We start from the raw sequence: 17,593 nt of genomic DNA, 5'->3' as shown, positions 1-17,593 counted from the left end.
CGCAGTTAGGGCCCTTCTCAGGCGCCTCTCAGATCCCTCAGCAACACTGCCCCTATGCGCATCCTCGTTGTCGATGACGATCGAGCGGTCCGGGAGTCACTCCGCCGCTCGCTCCAGTTCAACGGCTACCAGGTCGAGACTGCCGGAGACGGCATGCAGGCCCTGGAGTCGGTGACTGCCGCCAGGCCGGACGCCATGGTGCTCGACGTGATGATGCCGCGGCTGGACGGGCTGGAGGTGTGCCGGCGCCTTCGCAGCACCGGTGACGACCTGCCGATCCTCGTGCTGACCGCGCGGGACGCCGTGAGCGACCGCGTGTCCGGGCTGGACGCCGGGGCCGACGACTACCTGCCCAAGCCGTTCGCGCTGGAAGAGCTGCTGGCCCGGCTGCGCGCGTTGCTGCGCCGTGCCGCACAGGACAACGACGCCGCCGCGCAGCAGTCCGCCGCCGTGCTCAAGTTCGCCGACCTGGAGCTCGACCCGTCCACCAGGGACGTCCGCCGCGGTGACCGGCCCATCAGCCTCACCCGCACCGAGTTCGCGCTGCTCGAGCTCCTGCTGGCGCACCCGCGACAGGTGCTGACGCGCAGCCGCATCCTGGAGGACGTGTGGGGATACGACTTCCCGACCTCGGGCAACGCACTCGAGGTCTACGTGGGCTACCTGCGCCGCAAGACGGAGGCGGATGGCGAGCCGAGGCTGATCCACACGGTGCGCGGGGTGGGCTATGTCCTCCGGGAGACGCCTCCGTGATCATCGAACCCCAGGGACGGCTGCAGAGAGCGTCGCTGCGGGCTCGGGTCACCTGGCTCGCGGCGTTCTGCGTCGCCGGGGCCGTCGCGTTGGTGTCGTTCGGCGCATACATGATCGTCCGCAAGAGCGTGTACGACGCGCTCGAGGAAGGCCTGCGCTCACGTGCCGCCACGGTCGCGACCGGCTTCAAGGTCACCACTCCGGACGAGGTCCAGAACTACCCGGCGGCGTTCCTCGCCGCCGGCGACGTGAAGATGGGCCTGCTGCAGGCCGACACCGGGAAGATCCTCTACCCGAAGACCGGCGAGCCGCCGCCTGTCGTCGAGGAGGCCTGGGAGGTCGCGCAGGGCGAGCGTCCCGAGTACATCTGGACCGACCACAGGACCGAGACGCGGGTGATCGCCGTCCGCTACGGGCCGGAGGGGTCGGACCAGGCGGTCGTCATCGCCCAGTCGATGCAGCCGCAACGCACGACGCTGGCCAAGCTCAGTGTCGTTCTGCTGCTCATCGGTGGTGCCGGCGTGTTGCTCGCGGCCATCGCGGGCACGGCTGTCGCCCGCACCGGTCTCAGGCCGGTGCAACGGCTGACCGAGGCCACCGAACGCGTCGCGAACACCGGCGACCTGACGCCGATCCCGGTGTCGGGAGACGACGAGCTGGCGCGGCTGACGCACAGCTTCAACGCGATGCTCGGCGCGGTCGCCGAGTCGCAGGAACGGCAACGGCGCCTGGTCGCCGACGCGGGCCACGAGCTGCGCACGCCGTTGACCTCGATGCGCACCAACCTGGAGCTGCTGCTCGCGTCGGAACGTCCGGATTCGCCCACGTTGTCCGAAGAGGACAAGCGGGAGATCCAGTCCGACGTGCGCGCCCAGCTCGACGAGCTGACCACGCTGATCGGTGACCTGGTCGAACTGGCCCGTGAGGACGCCCCGCAGGTCATCCACGAACCCGTCGACCTCGTCGAGGTGATAGAACGGGCGATGGACCGCGCGCGCAGACGCGCCTCGAACGTCACGTTCGACGTGCAGCTGCAACCGTGGACACTTCTGGGTGATTCAAGTGCTCTCGAGCGCGCGGTGCTGAACCTCCTCGACAACGCGGTGAAGTTCAGCCCGTCGGGCTCAGCGGTGCGGCTGACCCTGCGTCAGGTGGGCGACGGCAGCGCCGTGGTGGAGGTGGCGGACGCGGGCCCCGGCATCGCGGATGCCGATCTACCTCACGTTTTCGAGCGGTTCTACCGCTCGTCCGAGGCGAGGACCCTGCCGGGTTCCGGCCTGGGACTCGCCATCGTGAAGCAGGTGGCACAACGGCACGGTGGTACGGCCATGGCGGGCAGAGCGCCCGAGGGTGGTGCCCTGTTCACGTTGCGCCTACCCGGACGTCCGTAAGGTGGGGCGTGTGAGTCATCGCGTGAACGACGATTCTTCGTCGACCTGGGAGACGACGCCTCCCGCCGGAGACGGCGCTGCGCGCTCCTCGTCGTACTCCTACGACGACGAACCGGCGCCCAGGTTCTCCAAGAAGAAGGCGAAGAAGAAGCAGCCGTTCTGGAAAGAGCTGCTGGTCATCTTCAGCGTGGCGCTGCTGTTGACCGTCGTCATCCAGACGTTCATCGCGCGCGTGTTCGTCATCCCGTCGGCCTCGATGGAGACGACCCTGCACGGCTGCACGGGCTGCGTGAACGACAAGGTGCTGGTCGAGAAGATCACGTACCTGTTCCGCGACCCCCAGCCGGGCGACGTCATCGTCTTCCGCGGCCCGCCGAACTGGACGGGCGGCAAGCAGCCCCCGAACTTCGTCACGGGCACGCTGCAGGACCTCGGCTCGATGGTGAACCTGTCCGAGCCCAGCGGCACGGACTTCATCAAGCGCGTCATCGCCGTCGGTGGCCAGACCGTCGAGTGCTGCGACGACCAGGGCCGCGTCCTCGTCGACGGCAAGCCGCTGGACGAGCCGTACCTGAACTTCGGCGGCGGCCCGCGCCAGCAGGACTCGTTCGAGAAGGTCACCGTCCCCGCGGGCAAGCTGTGGGTGATGGGCGACAACCGCAACAACTCGTCGGACTCGCGCAAGCACGGCGACCCGACGCCTGCCGACGGTGCGATTCCGATCGACAACGTCGTGGGCAAGGCGCGGGTGATCGTGATTCCGGTCGGGCGGTGGGGCACCATCTCCGACTTCAACCCGCAGACCGGCGGCAAGTAGGCTTCAGACGCGAAGAAGGGGCGAGGGCCAGCCGGCCCTCGCCCCTTCTCGCTGTGTCCTCTCAGCCCTTCGTCGAGCCCAGCGTGAGCCCGCCGACGAACTGCCGCTGCAGCACGAAGAACACCACCAGCGTGGGCAGTGCCACCAGCAGCGACCCCGCCGCGATCAGGTTGTTGTCGGTGAAGAACGTGCCCCGGAGGTTCTGCAACGCCGAGGTGACCGGCATCTTGTCGCCGTCCTGGATCAGCACCAACGCCCAGAGGAAGTCGTTGTAGATCCAGGTGAACTCCAGCGTCGCCAGCGCGGCCAGCACGGGTCGGCACAGCGGCAACGTCAGCTGCCAGTACTGCCGGAACACCGACGCGCCGTCCACGCGGGCGGCCTCGGTCAGCTCGTACGGGATCGTCTTCATGTAGTTGGACAGCACGAAGGTGCAGAAGCCCATCTGGAAGGCGATGTGGATCAGGATCACACCGAGCGCCGAGTCGATCAGCGACTCGCTCGCCGACATCCACGCCGGCAGCTCGATCAGCCTGTACAACCGCCACAACGGCGTCACGATCACCTGCTGCGGCAACAGGTTGCCCGCGGTGAACACCATGAGCAGCAGCAGGTTGAACTTGAAGCTGAACCGGGACACGCCGAACGCCACCATCGAGCTGAGCAACAGCGTGATGATCAGCGCCGGGATGGTGATCAGGAACGTGTTCCAGTAGAAGTGCGGCAGGTTGCCGATCTCCCACGCCTTGGCGAAGTTGTCGAGCGTGAGCGACTTCGCGATGGAGAAGTAGCCGTTGACCGACGTGTCGTCGTACGTGCGCAGCGACGCGTAGACCGCCCACAGCAGCGGCGCCAAGGTCACGAGGCACGTCAGGACCAGGAAGACGTGCAGCGCGGCGCGAGCCGGGGTGATCGGCGGCCTCTTGTTCTTCACCGGCACCGAAGGCCGTTCCAAGGTGGCCGTCACGTCCGGTTCTCCTTGCTGAACGTCTGGTACAGGTACGGGATGATGACGCCGAGCGAGATCGTCAGCAGGATCACCGCGACCGCGGAACCACGGCCGATGCGCGAAGCCTCACCGATGATGTTGTCGGTCACCAGCACCGACAACAGCTCCAGACCGTTGCGGCCCTTGTTGATGACGTAGACGATGTCGAACGCGCGCAGCGCCTCGATCACCGTCACGACGGCGACCACGATGTTGACCGGCTTCATCACCGGGAAGGTGACCCGGAAGAACGTCTGGGTAGCCGAGGCGCCGTCCAGGGCTGCCGCTTCCTTCAACGCCGGGTCGACCGACTTCAGGCCCGCCAAGTACAGCAGCATGATGTAGCCGGTGTGCCGCCACGCGGCCGCGACGAGCACCGCGTAGAGGTTGATGTCGGAGTCGCCGATCCAGTCGACGGGGTTGTCGCTGAGACCCAGCAGCGAGTTCAGCAGGCCGCCGTCCGGTGTGTAGATCAGCTGCCAGATGAAGCCGATCAGCGCGAGCGACAGCACCATCGGCATGTACAGCGCGCTTTGGTAGATCCGGCTGAACTTGAGCTCGCGGTCGAGCAGCACGGCCAGCAGCAGGCCGGCGCAGGTCGGCACGACGAGCAGGAACGCCAACCAGATCAGGTTGTGCTGCACCGCCGGCCAGAACCGCGGGTACTCCGTGAAGATCTCGACGTAGTTGCCGACACCGATCCACTCGATGTCCTCGAACCCGCCGATGCCGTTCCATCTGCTGAACGACAACGCGATCGAGCCCAGCGTCGGGACCCACACGAACATCAGGTGCACGATCGTGGGGATGCCGAGCATGAGCCCCAGCACCAGCTTGTCGGTACCTGCCAGTGCGGTGGCACGCTTTCCACGCCGACGAGGCGGCGGCCCCACGGGGGCCACCGCCTTCGGCTTCTCCTGCAACGCGGTCACTTGAAGATGTTCTTCGCCTGATCAGCCATGCCCTTGAGCACGGAGTCGATGTTGTTCGGGTCCTTGATGAACTCGATGAGGCCGTTGGTGGCCGCCTCGCTCGCGAAGCCCGGGTCGGTGTCGCGGTCGAGGAACTGCGTGATGTGCTTGGCGCTCTTGATGGTGTCCGCCACCTTCTTCTGCAGCGGGCTGTAGCCGGAGGTGTCCGCCTTCTGGTTGGTCGCGACCGCGGTCGGGTCGGCCTTCAGGTAGGTGAGCTGCGGCTCGGCGCTCGACAGGTACTCGAGCAGCTTCAGCGCGCCCTCGGGGTTGGCCGGCTTCTTCGCCATCATGTAGCCGTCGATCGGCGCTTCGACCGTGTCGGTGCCGTGCTCGGGGTTGATCTCCGGGAACGGGAAGAAGTCCAGGTCCGCCTTCTCCGCGTCGGGGAACTGCTGACCCACGAACGCACCCAGCAGGTACATGCCGGACTTCTTCTGCTGCAGCGTCTGCGCCGCTTCCTGCCACTCGCGGCCGAGGGCGTTCTCCTGGTGGAACGGCAGCAGCCGCTTCCAGGTGTCGAACACGTCCTTGACCCGCTTGTCCTGCCAGTTCTCCTTACCCGCCAGCAGGTCGACGTGGAACTGGTAGCCGTTGATGCGGAAGTTCAGCTGGTCGAACGTGCCCATGGCAGGCCAGCCCTGCTTCTGCGCGAAGGCGATCGGGATCAGGCCGTCGGCCTTCATCTTCGTGGCGAGCGCGACGAGCTCGTCGAGCGTCTTCGGGACCGCGTAACCGCGCTCCTGCCACACGCTCTTGCGGTAGAACATGCCCCACGCGTACTGGGTGAACGGCACGAAGTACTGCTTGTTGTCCGAGCCCGTGGACGCCTGCTTGAGCGCGTCGGAGTAGTTGCCGCCGACCTTGCCCCACAGGTCCGTGAGGTCGCCGGTGAGGCCCTGGTTGGCGAAGAACCGCATGCGGTAGCCCGCGAACCAGGCGAGCACGTCGTCCGGCTTGCCCTGCAGGTAGTTGTTGATCTGCTCCTGGTACTGCTCGTGCTGCTTGGTGTTGATCGTGACGGAGAGCCCGCCGGAGTTGGCCTCGAAGGCCTTCACCGCGGCCGTGATCGCGTCCTTCGGCACCTGGTCGGACAGGTTGTTGCCGAAGGTGACGACCTTGGAGTCACCACCTGAGCCCGAGCCGCCGCCGCACGCCGCGAGACCGCCGGTCGCGGCGACGCCGGCGCCGGCCAGCATGATCCGCAGCATCGCGCGCCTGCCGAGATGCGGTAACGGAGTGGAACCGGGCGTGTACCGAACCATCGTCGCTCCTACAGGTGACACTCGCTCGTGTGCGAACCGAACAGGACTCAAACAAAGTTGCGCACAATGTGGTCCCAGGCACACATCCTGTCAAGTCCCGTTACGCAGCTGTTAAACCCAGGCACAGCCCGTTTCTAGCACGATCCCGGTACTTGTACCGGTCAACCGCCGAACAGAGCCAAACGCGAAGTTGTGTTTGCTTGTGTTGACGTTGGGGGTTGTTGTCGGCCACTCTTGCCGCCGTGACGACTTGGCCGACAGGCATGCCGGGGCTCGCCTGGGGTGCCGACTACAACCCGGAGCAGTGGCCCGAACACGTGTGGGCCGAAGACGTCGAGCTCATGCGCCGCGCCGGCGTGAACATGGTCAGCGTCGGGATCTTCAGCTGGGCGAAGATCGAGGTCAGCAAGGGTGAGTACCGGTTCGAGTGGCTCGACCGGGTGCTCGACCTGCTGCACGCAGGTGGCATCCGCGTCGACCTGGCGACCGCGACCGCGTCACCCCCGCCGTGGCTCACCGCCCAGTACCCCGAGATGCTGCCCGTCCGCGCGGACGGTGTGCGGCTCTCCCACGGCTCACGCCAGGCCTACTGCCCGTCGTCGCCGATCTACCGCGACCGGGCGACCGCGTTAGCCGCCGAGATGGCGTCGCACTACAAGGACCACCCCGCGCTGGCCGCCTGGCACGTCGGCAACGAGTACGGCTGCCACGTGCCGCGCTGCTACTGCGACACGTGCGCCGCGTCGTTCCGCGAGTGGCTCGCCGCCCGCTACACGCTCGACCAGCTCAACGACGCGTGGTCCACGGCGTTCTGGAGCCAGGGCTACACGGACTTCGCCCAGATCCTGCCGCCGCGCGTCACGCCGACGTACTCGAACCCCGGTCAGCTGCTCGACTACGACCGGTTCTGCGACGACGCGTTGCTGGCGCAGTACAAGGCCGAGCGCGACGTGCTCCGGATGATCACGCCGGACGTGCCGATCACCACCAACTTCATGGTCACCTGGACGATGGAGGCGCTGGACTACTGGAAGTGGGCGCGCGAGGTCGACTTCGTCTCCAACGACCACTACACCGAGGCCCAGTCACCGGACCGGCACATCGAGCTCGCGATGTCCGCCGACCTCACCCGCGGCCTCGCCGGCGGCAAGCCGTGGCTGCTGATGGAGCACTCGACGTCGGCGGTGAACTGGCAGCCGCGCAACATCGCCAAGCTGCCCGGCGAGATGCGGCGCAACTCGTTCCAGCACATCGCGCGCGGCGCGGACGGAACCCTGTTCTTCCAGTGGCGGCAGTCGCGCGGTGGCGGCGAGCGCTACCACTCGGCGATGGTGCCGCACGCGGGTGCCGACACGAAGGTGTACCGCGAGGTCTGCCAGGTCGGGTCCGAGTACGCGAAGCTGTCCGATGTTGCCGGATCCACTGTGGACGCATCGGTGGCGATCCTGTTCGACTGGCAGTCCGGCTGGGCGCTGCGGCAGGACTCGCATCCGACGACGGACTTCGACTACCGCAAGCACGTCTTCGGCTACTACAAGGCGCTGTGGCAGGCCGGGGTGACGGTCGACTTCGTCGCGCCGGGCACCAACCTCTCGGCGTACTCGATGGTCGTCGTGCCTGCGTTCTACGCCGTGTCCGACGCGCATGCCGCGGTGATCGCGGACTACGTGGCAGGCGGCGGTCATGTCGTGGTCACGTACTTGTCCGGTGTTGCCGACGAGCACACGCGAGTGCGGCTCGGTGGCTACCCCGGCGCGTTCCGGGACGTCCTGGGCGTGTGGTCGGAGGAGTTCTACCCGCTGCGGCAGGGCGAAACGGTTTCGTTGACCGACGGGTCGACCGCCTCGCTGTGGACGGAACACCTGCACGTCAAGAGCGCTGACATCGTTGCCTCCTACGCCGACGGCCCGCTGCCTGACGTGCCCGCGGTGACGCGAAACGCCTTTGGCAACGGCGTCGCGTGGTACGTCGCGTGCGATCTCGACGAGAGCGGTCTCGGCCGAACGGTGGAAAACGCGCTTTCCAGTGCGGGCGTTGAGGTGTCGCGTCCGCAAGTTGAGCTTGTGAGGCGCAAGGGCGACGTATCGTGGCTCTTCGCCGTCAACCACACCGACACCGACGCGCAGATCGAGGCGTCCGGTGTCGACGTGTTGTCCGGCGAGCAGGTCTCCGGACGCCTCACCGTGCGAGCCGGGGACGTCGTGGTCCTCAGGGAAGAGGTGTGAGGTGCTGGCACGTCAACGGCAAGCGGTGATCCTGGAAGAGGTCCGGCGGACCGGCGCGGTGCGCGTGAGCGACCTGGTCGTCCGGCTCGGGGTCTCGGACATGACCGTGCGCCGCGACCTCGACGTGCTCGCCTCACGCGGACTGGTGGAAAAGGTTTACGGTGGCGCGACGTCCGTCGTCGGGCGCTCGACCGACGAGCCCGGTTTCGAGGCCAAGTCGGTCCGGCAGCTGCCCGAGAAGGAAGCGATCGCGGCGCTCGCCGCGGGACTCGTGCGTCCGGGCACGGCCATCGGGCTGTCGGCCGGGACGACGACGTGGACGTTGGCCCGGTTCCTCGACGACATCCCGGACCTGACCGTCGTCACGAACTCGATCCGCGTCGCGGACGTGCTGCAGCAGAGCGGACGTACAGACCGCACGGTCGTGCTGACCGGCGGTGTACGCACGCCGTCCGACGCGTTGGTGGGCCCCGTGGCCGTGCAGGCGTTGCGATCGCTGCACTTGGACGTGGTGTTCCTGGGCGTGCACGGCATGGCCGAGCGCTCCGGCTTCACCACCCCGAACCTCAACGAGAGTGAAACGGACCGCGCGCTCGTCGACGCCGCCGGGCGGGTGGTCGTGGTCGCGGACCACACGAAGTGGGGCACCGTGGGCATTTCCACGATCGCCGACCTCGACGAGGCGCACGTCCTGGTGACCGATGAGGGTCTGCCGGACGACGCACGCGCGATCCTCGCGGATCAGGTGGGCGAGTTGGTGTTGGCGCACGTACCAGGAAGCGGCGAGGAGTTGGCGTGAGGCGTACCGCGGGCAAACTGGCGGACGGCCGGGAGATCATCTACTTCGACGACAGCGCTGAGGCGCCACCGAGAACCGCGGTGGACACACGGGATCTGCCCGTGACGCAGCCGATGTCCGAAGTGCGGCTGGATCCGTTGACCCGCGAATGGGTGGCTCTCGCCGCCCATCGTCAGACCCGGACGTACAAGCCGCCGGCGGACCTGTGCCCGCTGTGCCCGTCGACGCCGGGCCGGCCCACGGAGATTCCCGAGGCCGACTACGACGTCGTCGTCTTCGAGAACCGGTTTCCGTCGCTGGCGCAGAACGTTCTCGACGTTCCGTCCACTGTGGATGGCGAGCCGCTGTTCGCGCGCGCGCCCGGCCGTGGACGTTGTGAAGTCGTGTGCTTCACGTCCGACCACAACACGTCCTTCGGTGAGCTCTCGGCGTCGCGCGTGCGGACCGTCGTCGACGCGTGGGCCGACCGGGTCGAGTTCTTGTCCGGGCTGCCCGGTGTCGAGCAGGTCTTCCCGTTCGAGAACCGCGGTGAAGAGATCGGCGTGACGCTCTCGCACCCGCACGGTCAGATCTACGCGTACCCCTTCTTGACGCCTCGTACCGAACGGATGCTCGAGGCCGCACTGGAGTACTACGCGGCGCACGGCCGGCCGTTGTTCGGTGACGTGCTGGAGGCCGAACTGCGCGCGGGCGCGCGCGTGGTGGAAGAGTCCGCGCACTGGGTGGCCTTCGTGCCGGCCGCGGCGCGCTGGCCCGTCGAGGTAGTGCTGGCGCCTCGCCGTCAGATCGCGGATCTCGCCGGTCTGTCCTCTGTGGAACGTGACGACTTCGCTTCGTTGTACCTGAACGTGCTGCACCGGCTGGACGCGTTGTACAACAGGCCGTTGCCGTACATCGCGGCGTGGCACCAGGCACCGGTGAACGTCGGCCGGGACGAGCTGTGGCTGCACCTCCAGGTCTTCTCGGTGCTGCGGACCGCCGACAAGCTCAAGTACCTCGCGGGCTCCGAGTCCGGCGAGGCCGTGTGGATCAACGACGTCACTCCGGAGCAGATCGCGGAGCGCCTCCGAAGCCGCTGAAATACCCTCACGGAGCTCCCAGGCTGGTCTAAGGGTTCTCTCAGGACGGGCCGCGAGACTATGGCCATGACCGAGAGCAACGAGCCAGCGAAGCAGCCGGACCAGCCCCACTCCGTGCCGCCGCCCGCCGGTCAGACCGACTCCGGCGCGCGGGAGCAGGGCCCGCAGCTGCCGGATCCCGGCCAGCCGGATCCTTTGCAGGGGGGATCCGGCCAGGCTGGGGCCTATCAGGCCCCCACCGGCCAACCAGCCGGTCTTGGCAGCGTTCCTGCCTCCTTCACTCCGGCCCAGCCGCAGGTGCCCTCACCTGACGCGGGCCAGGCGCAGCTCGGCGGGTCCGGACCCGGCCAGCAGCTTCCAGCCTCCGGGTCCGGCCAACTTCCCCCAGGCCACCCCCTCGGCCTGGGGGCCACCACCTCCCAGTTCGGCGCGGAACCGCCGTCGACGGGCCAGTACTACCTGCCGCCCGGCTACCAGCCTCCGCCCGTTCCTCCGCGTCCCAAGGGCCGCGGCAAGGTCGTCGCAGGCGTGGCCGCGCTGGTGCTGATGGTCGGCGGACTCTCCGGCGGCCTCGGCGGCTACCTGGGCTACACGTTCGCCAACGACTCGTCCGCGGTCAGCTCTCTCGACACACCGCGCCCCGCCTCGCAGACCAGCAACGCCCCGGCCGGCTCGGTCGAGGACGTGGCGAACAAGCTGCTACCGTCCGTCGTCCAGATCCAGGTCGTGACGCGGACCGGCGCCGGCGAGGGCTCCGGCTTCATCATCTCGAGCAACGGCCAGATCGTGACGAACAACCACGTCATCGAAGGCGCGGCCGCGGGCGGCAACATCAAGGTCGTCTTCCAGGACGGCAAGACCGCCACGGCCAAGATCCTCGGCCGCGACCCGAGCTCCGACATCGCCGTCATCCAGGCCGACGGCGTCTCGAACCTCCCGGTCGTGCAGCTGGGCAACTCCGGCGACATGAAGATCGGCCAGGGCGTCGTCGCGATCGGCTCGCCGTTCGAGCTCTCCGGCACCGTCACGTCGGGCATCGTCAGCTCGCTGAACCGCCCGGTCTCGGCCGGCGGCGACGCCCGCAACTCGCAGGCGACGGTGCTGAACGCGATCCAGACCGACGCCGCGATCAACCCCGGCAACTCCGGCGGGCCCCTGGTCAACATGCAGGGCCAGGTCGTCGGCATCAACTCCGCGATCTACAGCCCGAACACGGGCAGCGGCCAGGCAGGCTCCGTCGGCATCGGCTTCGCGATCCCGATGGACCAGGCGCGCCGCACGATCGACGAGATCGTGAAGACCGGCAAGGCCAAGCAGACCGTGCTGGGCGTGAAGGTCGAGTCGACCGAGGGCGGCGCCAGGATCACGGAGATCACGCCGGGTGGCGCGGCGGAGAAGGCCGGGCTGAAGGCCGGTGACGTGATCACCAAGTTCGGGGATCGCCGCATCGACGAGTCGGACACGCTGGTCGCAGCGGTCCGGTCCAAGGCTCCCGGCGACAAGGTCACGATCACGCTGTCCGACAACAGGACCGTGGAAGCCACCCTCGACGGAGTCGAGGTGGAGTAGGTCGGGGGACGTCTGGGTTCTGGCATCCGCCGCCCGCCAGAAACCAGGCGTGACGACGCCGGAGGGGCCGTACCTGTGGGCACCTGCCCCGCACACAGGTACGGCCCCTTCTTACGTGCTGGTGACGGATGCGAGCCGCCGGCGTCCTCGTGGCTTAGCTTGGTGACGTGGCGGAACGAGTGCTGGTCGTCGACGACGACACGACGGTGCGGGACGTGGTGCGCCGTTACCTCGAACACGCCGGGTACGAGGTCGAGCTCGCAGGCGACGGGGAGACGGCGTTGCGGTTGATGGCCGCGCGGGAGCCGGACATCGTCGTGCTGGACCTGATGCTGCCCGGCATCGACGGGCTCGAGGTGTGCCGGCGGGTCCGGGAGCGCGGCAGCACGCCCGTGGTGATGCTGACGGCGCTGGGCGAGGAAGAGGACCGCATCGCCGGGCTTCAGATCGGCGCGGACGACTACGTCACGAAGCCGTTCAGCCCGCGCGAGCTGGCGTTGCGGGTGTCCTCGGTGCTGCGGCGGGCCAACAAGACCTACGAGCCGCGGGTGGTGCGGGACGGGGATCTGGTGCTCGACGTGGCCGCGCACACCGCGACGCTCGACGGGACGCCGTTGCAGCTGACCACTCGCGAGTTCGACCTGCTGGCGTTCTTCATCGCGAACGCGGGCCGCGCCTTCGGGCGGGCCGAGCTGCTGGAGCGGGTGTGGGGCTGGCAGTTCGGGGATCAGTCGACGGTGACCGTCCACGTGCGACGGTTGCGGGAGAAGATCGAGAAGGACCCCGCCAAGCCGATGCGGCTCAGCACTGTCTGGGGCGTGGGATACAGGTACGACAGATGTTCGATCGACTGAGCAAGGTGTCGCTGACCAGCGCGATGACCGTCATGGTGATCGTGCCGGTGGTGGCGACCATCGGTGGCGTGCTCGTGGTCAGCGGGTTCATGTTCACGCCGATGCTGGGGGCCGCGCTCATGGCGTGCGCGCTGGTCGGCCTGGTCACCGTGCCGTTCTCGATCATGCTGGGCCGTGCGATCGCGCGGCGCACCATGTGGGAGCGGGAGGCGGAGGCGGCGCGGCGGCAGCTGGTGGCGTGGATCAGTCACGACCTGCGCACGCCGCTGGCCGGCATTCGGGCGATGACCGAGGCGCTGGAGGACGGGGTCGTCTCCGAGCCGGGTGAGGTGGCCGTCTACGCGAAGCAGATCGCGCAGGAGGCCGACCACCTGTCGAAGCTCGTCGACGACCTGTTCGAGCTGTCGCGGATCACGGCGGGGGCGTTGAAGCTGACGTTGCACGACGTGCGGCTGGCCGACGTGGTCAGCGACGTGGTCGCCGCTTCCCGGCCGGTGGCTCAGCTCAAGGGCGTCGAGCTGCGCGCGGACGCTCGTGAATGGCCGATCGTGCGCGGCTCGGATCCGGAACTGATGCGTGTCGTGCGCAACCTTGTGTCCAACGCCATTCGCCACACACCGCAGGGCGGCGCCGTGGCCGTCCAGGTCGATGTGGACGGAGGCGAGGCGGTGGTGCGGGTGGACGACGCGTGCGGCGGCATACCCGATGACGTGCTGCCACAGGTGTTCGACGTGGGTTTCCGGGGCAGCGCCGCCCGCAACCCGACAGGCGCCGGACTGGGCCTCTCGATCGCTCGCGGGCTGGTCGACGCGCACGCGGGCCGGATCTCCGCGCAGAACCACGGTCCTGGCTGCCGCTTCGAAGTCAGACTCCCGCTACGGTGATCGGTATGGAACGCAGCGCGCAGCGCCTTGGCCGCGCTTTGGTCGTGATCGTGGACGACCGGGTGGCGCACGGCGAGCAGGACGACAACTCCGGCCCTCTCGTCACCGAACTGCTCGAAGAAGCGGGGTTCATCGTCGACGGCACCGTCGCGGTCGAGGGTGAGGTGGTCGACATCCGGGCCGCGCTCAACACGGCCGTCATCGGTGGCGTCGACCTGGTGGTCACCGTCGGCGGCACCGGTGTGTCGCCGCGCGACGTCACCCCCGACGCCACGCAGGGCGTGCTCGACCGTCCCATCCACGGCATCGCCGAGGCACTCCGCGCCTCCGGCCTCGCCGCGGGCGCGGTCGACGCGGGCATCTCGCGCGGTCTCGTGGGCGTCTCCGGCAGCACGCTCGTCGTGAACCTCGCGGGCTCGCGCTCCGCGGTCCGCGACGGCATGGCGACGCTGTCGGCGTTGGTGCCCTACGTCATCGAACAGCTGAGCGGTCTTGACGAAGAGTGACAAGCCCAAGCCGGCCGACGACGACGCTGCTCTGAAGCGCCGTCGCCGGCTGGCTGAGGTGTTCGGCGACGTGCTCCCGGAGACGACGTCGGACGAGCGCGGCGCGGCTCCGGCGGAGGAGCGCGATGCCTGGTACGTGGAGAACCGGCCGCCTCACCACGAGGGTTGAGCCGAAGCGCAGGACTTGTTGTTGCCGGAGGACGAGGTCGCGCTGCAGGTGGCCATCGTCGCGGAGCACCCGAGCGTGCGCATGGTCGGCCAGCGCGCGCGGTGGCCCGCCAGGACCACCTGCAGGCCGCCGGTGCGCGACTCCGTTCTCGAGGTCGAGCACACCGCCCTGCTCTGGGATCCCGAGATTCGTCTGCAGGTGCCAGAACCCCAGCTGCTCAGCACCCACTGGCGCGGTGCCGCGGCGACGAGCGGCGCGTGCGGGTGTACCCGCCGAGCCAGGAGAAGACGCGCGGCGCTCACTGGTGAGGGCCGCGCGCCTCGTCCCGGTGGGGTGGGTCGGCTCGGGGTTCGGAGCGATCCTGTCAGACCTTCGGACCGCGTACGTCGGTTGACTGCGCCACCGTCTGGTGGTTCTGCTGAGCCGTGAGCAGGTCGCGGATCTCCTTGAGCACCTCGACCTCGGTCGGCTCGGCCGGGCCGGCCTCCTCGCCCCTCTTGCGGCGATCCTGGATCTTCTTGATCGGCACCACCAGGACGAAGTACACAACGGCCGCGACGATCGCGAAGTTGATCGCGGCGTTGATGACGTTGCTGAAGTCGAGGTACGTGTCCTCCTTGCCCGGTCGGAGGTAGAAGCCCAGGCCCTTCGTCTCGGTGCTTCCGAGCGAGGCGATCAGCGGCTTGATCAGGCTCGTGGTGAATGCGGTGACGATCGCGGTGAACGCCGTGCCGATGACCACGGCCACAGCCAGGTCGACGACGTTCCCGCGCATCAGGAAGTCCTTGAATCCCTTCAGCATCAGCGGAGAGTAACGGCTAACGCATGATCCAGTGACATCGCGGCCACCCGATTTGCATTAAGTCTCGGCAACGTGAGCACAACGACTTGTCCCCGCGTCTCTCGCACGGACGCGTTCTCCGCGAGCACTTCCGCCGACGGCGACACCACGTCGACCCGGTCGCCCATCCGCACCACGCCGGCCAACCCCTGGTCAGGCACCCGCACCGCGACCGACACCAGATCGTCCGGCGCGCCGGCGAGATCGAAGTCAGTGAGCGGGACGCCCGACCGCGCCGCGCCGTTCAGCGTCCGGCCCACCACGGCGTCGACACCGGGGAACGAACCGGAAACCGGCGCGGCCAGCGTCACCAGCCGGACGTCGGCGGACGAGAGCGACACCCCGGCGGGCAGGTCACGTGACGCGACAACGGCCGGATGACCCACGTCTGGCCAGAAGTTCAGCAACACGGCTAGCAGAGCCAGGCTGATGGCGAGAAACCGGCGCCACGCAACAGAAGGACGGCGGCGCAGGAGTGTGCGGACCCGGTCGAAACCGGTGCTGGAAAGAGTCATGCCCCCGACGGTAAGGCCGTCGGGGGCATGTCAATGGGGGCTCAGCCGCAAGTTGTGGACAACTCGCGATCTTCAGCTCGCCGCGGCCGCCGGAGCGCTGCTCGCGGGCTTCGAGTCCGAGGAGGACGAGGACGACGAGGTGGTCGCCGCGGGCGTGGAGGACGTCGTGGACGACGTGCTCTTGGACGAGCCGGAGCGGCTGTCCGTGCGGTAGAAACCGCTGCCCTTGAAGACGACACCAACGGCGCCGAAGAGCTTGCGCAGCTTGCCAGAGCACTCCGGGCACTCGGTGAGGGAGGCGTCGCTGAACGACTGCACAGCCTCGAACCGGTGCTCACACGCGGTGCAGGCGTACTGGTACGTAGGCACTGTGTTCGCTCCTAGATCTGGCACTCGACCGTTGTGAGTGCCAACACGATTTTGCGACAGGACCTTCCCGGAGCGCAAACACCACAGGTCAACGTCACAGCCACCGCAGGCCCGCAGACGGCGTCAGGATCCCGTCCATCCGCACGTCGTGAGGCTCCGCGGGCACCTCCTCAAGCACCTCGCAATCCCGCACGACGGCCACCAACGGGGCTTTGACCAGTGGCAACGACCTGTCGTAGTGCCCCTGCCCCTTCCCGAGCCGCACCCCGTCCAGCGACACCGCCAGCGCGGGCACCAGCACCAGGGAGGCTTCAGCGATCGCCGAGGGCCCCAGCCGGGGACCGGACGGCTCCATCAACCGGAACGCGGCGGGAACGAGCCCGGCCGGCCCGGTGTGGACGGCCCAGTCGAGCGGCGATTCGCCCGTCACGATCGGCAGCAGCACCCGGCACCGCAGCCCGTCGAGCCACGACGCGTCACCGGGCTCCGATCCGACCGGCAGGAACGCGCACACCGTCTGATCAGGACGAACGTCCAGCGCGGCCACGTGGGCCGCGAGCGCCGCGGCCTCCACGGCGCGGTCTTCGGGCGAAACCGCGCGCCTTTCCGCCAGCAACCGTGAACGCAGCGTGGCCTTACGGTCACGAACATAGGACGTCATGCGGGGTATCCCTCGGTATGTCGTTAGCATCGCAGCCCATGAGCAGCGCCTTCCACACCGCTATCGTGCCCGCGGCCGGCTTGGGCACCCGTTTCCTCCCCACGACCAAGTCCGTGCCGAAGGAGTTGCTGCCGCTGGTCGACACCCCGGCCATCGAGTACGTGGCCAGGGAAGCGGCCGAGGCGGGGGCGACGAAGCTGGTCATCGTCACCTCGCCGGAGAAGGCGTCGGTCGCGAACTACTTCGACGCCAACCCCGAGCTCGAGCAGACGCTGGCCGCCCGCGGCAAGTCCGACCTCGTCGAGAAGATCCAGCGCGCCCCGCAGCTGATCAAGGCGGAGACCGCGATCCAGGAGCAGGCGCTCGGCCTCGGTCACGCCGTCGGGTGCGCCGAGGGCAACCTGACAGGTGAGGACGATGCCGTCGCGGTGCTTCTGCCGGACGACATCATCCTGCCGACCGACGCGCTCAAGAAGATGGCGAAGGTTCGCGAGGAGAAGGGCGGCAGCGTCCTGCTGGCGTTCGACATCCCGCGTGAGCAGATCTCCGCGTACGGCGTGTTCGACGTCCGCGACACCGGGAACGACGACGTCAAGCAGGTCGTCGGCATGGTGGAGAAGCCCAAGCCGGAGGACGCGCCGTCGACGTTCGCCGCCGCCGGGCGCTACCTGCTCGACCGCGCGATCTTCGACGCCCTCAAGCGCATCACGCCTGGTGCCGGCGGTGAACTGCAGCTCACCGATGCCATCGCGCTGCTGATCGCGGAGGGTCACCCCGTGCACGTCGTGGTCCACCGCGGTGGGCGACACGATCTTGGGAATCCCGCCGGATTCCTGCGCGCTGCGGTTGACTTCGCACTCAAGACCCCGGAGTACGGACCCGACCTGCGTGAGTGGTTGCGGGAACGCCTCGACAACTCCTGAGCGCGAGGACCAAC

Annotated in this window: 19 protein-coding genes; 12 read left to right on the top strand and 7 right to left on the bottom strand. The window is 68.2% G+C overall.

Annotated features, from left to right (window positions below):
* Nucleotides 1-54: 54 nt before the first annotated feature.
* The 3 genes from C8D87_RS27765 to lepB are packed head-to-tail and all read left to right on the top strand — an operon-like array spanning nt 55 to nt 2,961.
* Nucleotides 55-753 carry a response regulator transcription factor gene (locus C8D87_RS27765; protein ID WP_109631973.1) on the top strand — a complete coding sequence of 233 codons (699 nt, stop codon included), beginning with the start codon at nt 55-57 and terminating at the stop codon, nt 751-753.
* Complete coding sequence (locus C8D87_RS27760; RefSeq protein ID WP_411711468.1) at nt 750-2,144, top strand: sensor histidine kinase; 1,395 nt, start codon at nt 750-752, stop codon at nt 2,142-2,144. The genes C8D87_RS27765 and C8D87_RS27760 overlap by 4 nt, the downstream gene beginning before the upstream one ends.
* Nucleotides 2,145-2,154: 10 nt before the next feature.
* Entirely contained in the window at nt 2,155-2,961 is an 807-nt protein-coding gene (gene lepB / locus C8D87_RS27755; protein ID WP_233442313.1) for a signal peptidase I, read from the top strand.
* Nucleotides 2,962-3,022: 61 nt separating this feature from the next.
* Here lepB and C8D87_RS27750 read toward each other — a convergent pair whose 3' ends face one another.
* Genes C8D87_RS27750 through C8D87_RS27740 form a run of 3 tightly spaced genes read right to left on the bottom strand, consistent with a single transcriptional unit; the run spans nt 3,023 to nt 6,185 of the window.
* Nucleotides 3,023-3,928: a carbohydrate ABC transporter permease gene (locus C8D87_RS27750; protein WP_112228914.1), complete on the bottom strand. Its 906-nt coding sequence runs from the start codon at nt 3,926-3,928 to the stop codon at nt 3,023-3,025.
* Nucleotides 3,925-4,881, bottom strand: a complete 957-nt coding sequence (locus C8D87_RS27745; protein WP_233439189.1) for a carbohydrate ABC transporter permease — start codon at nt 4,879-4,881, stop codon at nt 3,925-3,927. The genes C8D87_RS27750 and C8D87_RS27745 overlap by 4 nt, the downstream gene beginning before the upstream one ends.
* Nucleotides 4,878-6,185 carry an ABC transporter substrate-binding protein gene (locus C8D87_RS27740; protein WP_109631980.1) on the bottom strand — a complete coding sequence of 436 codons (1,308 nt, stop codon included), beginning with the start codon at nt 6,183-6,185 and terminating at the stop codon, nt 4,878-4,880. The genes C8D87_RS27745 and C8D87_RS27740 overlap by 4 nt, the downstream gene beginning before the upstream one ends.
* A 242-nt stretch (nt 6,186-6,427) precedes the next feature.
* Here C8D87_RS27740 and C8D87_RS27735 point away from each other — a divergent pair, with 242 nt between their 5' ends.
* From C8D87_RS27735 to C8D87_RS27700, 8 genes are all read left to right on the top strand, one after another.
* Complete coding sequence (locus C8D87_RS27735; protein WP_215732507.1) at nt 6,428-8,410, top strand: beta-galactosidase; 1,983 nt, start codon at nt 6,428-6,430, stop codon at nt 8,408-8,410.
* A gap of 1 nt (nt 8,411) precedes the next feature.
* Complete coding sequence (locus C8D87_RS27730; protein ID WP_112228912.1) at nt 8,412-9,209, top strand: DeoR/GlpR family DNA-binding transcription regulator; 798 nt, start codon at nt 8,412-8,414, stop codon at nt 9,207-9,209.
* Nucleotides 9,206-10,288, top strand: a complete 1,083-nt coding sequence (gene galT, locus C8D87_RS27725) for a galactose-1-phosphate uridylyltransferase (RefSeq protein WP_112228911.1) — start codon at nt 9,206-9,208, stop codon at nt 10,286-10,288. Before C8D87_RS27730 ends, galT begins: the two co-directional genes overlap by 4 nt.
* 66 nt (nt 10,289-10,354) lie before the next feature.
* The gene (locus tag C8D87_RS27720; protein ID WP_112229067.1) at nt 10,355-11,857 is read left to right on the top strand and encodes a S1C family serine protease; all 1,503 of its coding nucleotides are present in this window, start codon (nt 10,355-10,357) and stop codon (nt 11,855-11,857) included.
* A gap of 167 nt (nt 11,858-12,024) precedes the next feature.
* Nucleotides 12,025-12,711, top strand: coding sequence for a response regulator transcription factor (locus C8D87_RS27715; protein WP_112228910.1), 687 nt, complete (start codon nt 12,025-12,027; stop codon nt 12,709-12,711).
* Nucleotides 12,696-13,595: a sensor histidine kinase gene (locus tag C8D87_RS27710; RefSeq protein WP_109631993.1), complete on the top strand. Its 900-nt coding sequence runs from the start codon at nt 12,696-12,698 to the stop codon at nt 13,593-13,595. Before C8D87_RS27715 ends, C8D87_RS27710 begins: the two co-directional genes overlap by 16 nt.
* Before the next feature lie 5 nt (nt 13,596-13,600).
* Nucleotides 13,601-14,101 carry a MogA/MoaB family molybdenum cofactor biosynthesis protein gene (locus C8D87_RS27705; protein ID WP_045311897.1) on the top strand — a complete coding sequence of 167 codons (501 nt, stop codon included), beginning with the start codon at nt 13,601-13,603 and terminating at the stop codon, nt 14,099-14,101.
* Complete coding sequence (locus C8D87_RS27700; protein ID WP_109631995.1) at nt 14,088-14,270, top strand: hypothetical protein; 183 nt, start codon at nt 14,088-14,090, stop codon at nt 14,268-14,270. The genes C8D87_RS27705 and C8D87_RS27700 overlap by 14 nt, the downstream gene beginning before the upstream one ends.
* A 364-nt stretch (nt 14,271-14,634) precedes the next feature.
* On the opposite strand, the gene mscL is transcribed toward C8D87_RS27700, so the two are convergent.
* The 4 genes from mscL to C8D87_RS27675 all read right to left on the bottom strand — a co-directional run bounded on the left by mscL (nt 14,635) and on the right by C8D87_RS27675 (nt 16,656).
* Nucleotides 14,635-15,072 carry a large-conductance mechanosensitive channel protein MscL gene (gene mscL / locus C8D87_RS27690; protein WP_112228908.1) on the bottom strand — a complete coding sequence of 146 codons (438 nt, stop codon included), beginning with the start codon at nt 15,070-15,072 and terminating at the stop codon, nt 14,635-14,637.
* A complete protein-coding gene (locus C8D87_RS27685) occupies nt 15,072-15,626 on the bottom strand; it encodes an SAF domain-containing protein (protein ID WP_112228907.1) in 555 nt (184 codons plus the stop codon). Before C8D87_RS27685 ends, mscL begins: the two co-directional genes overlap by 1 nt.
* A gap of 72 nt (nt 15,627-15,698) precedes the next feature.
* The gene (locus C8D87_RS27680; RefSeq protein ID WP_109632003.1) at nt 15,699-15,995 is read right to left on the bottom strand and encodes an FmdB family zinc ribbon protein; all 297 of its coding nucleotides are present in this window, start codon (nt 15,993-15,995) and stop codon (nt 15,699-15,701) included.
* A 94-nt stretch (nt 15,996-16,089) separates the two neighbouring features.
* Nucleotides 16,090-16,656 (bottom strand): 5-formyltetrahydrofolate cyclo-ligase, encoded by a 567-nt coding sequence (locus tag C8D87_RS27675; protein ID WP_112228906.1) that lies wholly within the window; start codon nt 16,654-16,656, stop codon nt 16,090-16,092.
* Nucleotides 16,657-16,694: 38 nt separating this feature from the next.
* Between C8D87_RS27675 and C8D87_RS27670 the strand changes: the two genes are divergently transcribed.
* Complete coding sequence (locus C8D87_RS27670; protein ID WP_112228905.1) at nt 16,695-17,579, top strand: UTP--glucose-1-phosphate uridylyltransferase; 885 nt, start codon at nt 16,695-16,697, stop codon at nt 17,577-17,579.
* Nucleotides 17,580-17,593: the final 14 nt, after the last annotated feature.

Source organism: Lentzea atacamensis, assembly GCF_003269295.1.
Lineage (GTDB): Bacteria > Actinomycetota > Actinomycetes > Mycobacteriales > Pseudonocardiaceae > Lentzea > Lentzea atacamensis.
The sequence above is the reverse complement of the archived record's forward strand: the minus strand, read 5'-3'. Positions and strand labels throughout refer to the sequence as shown.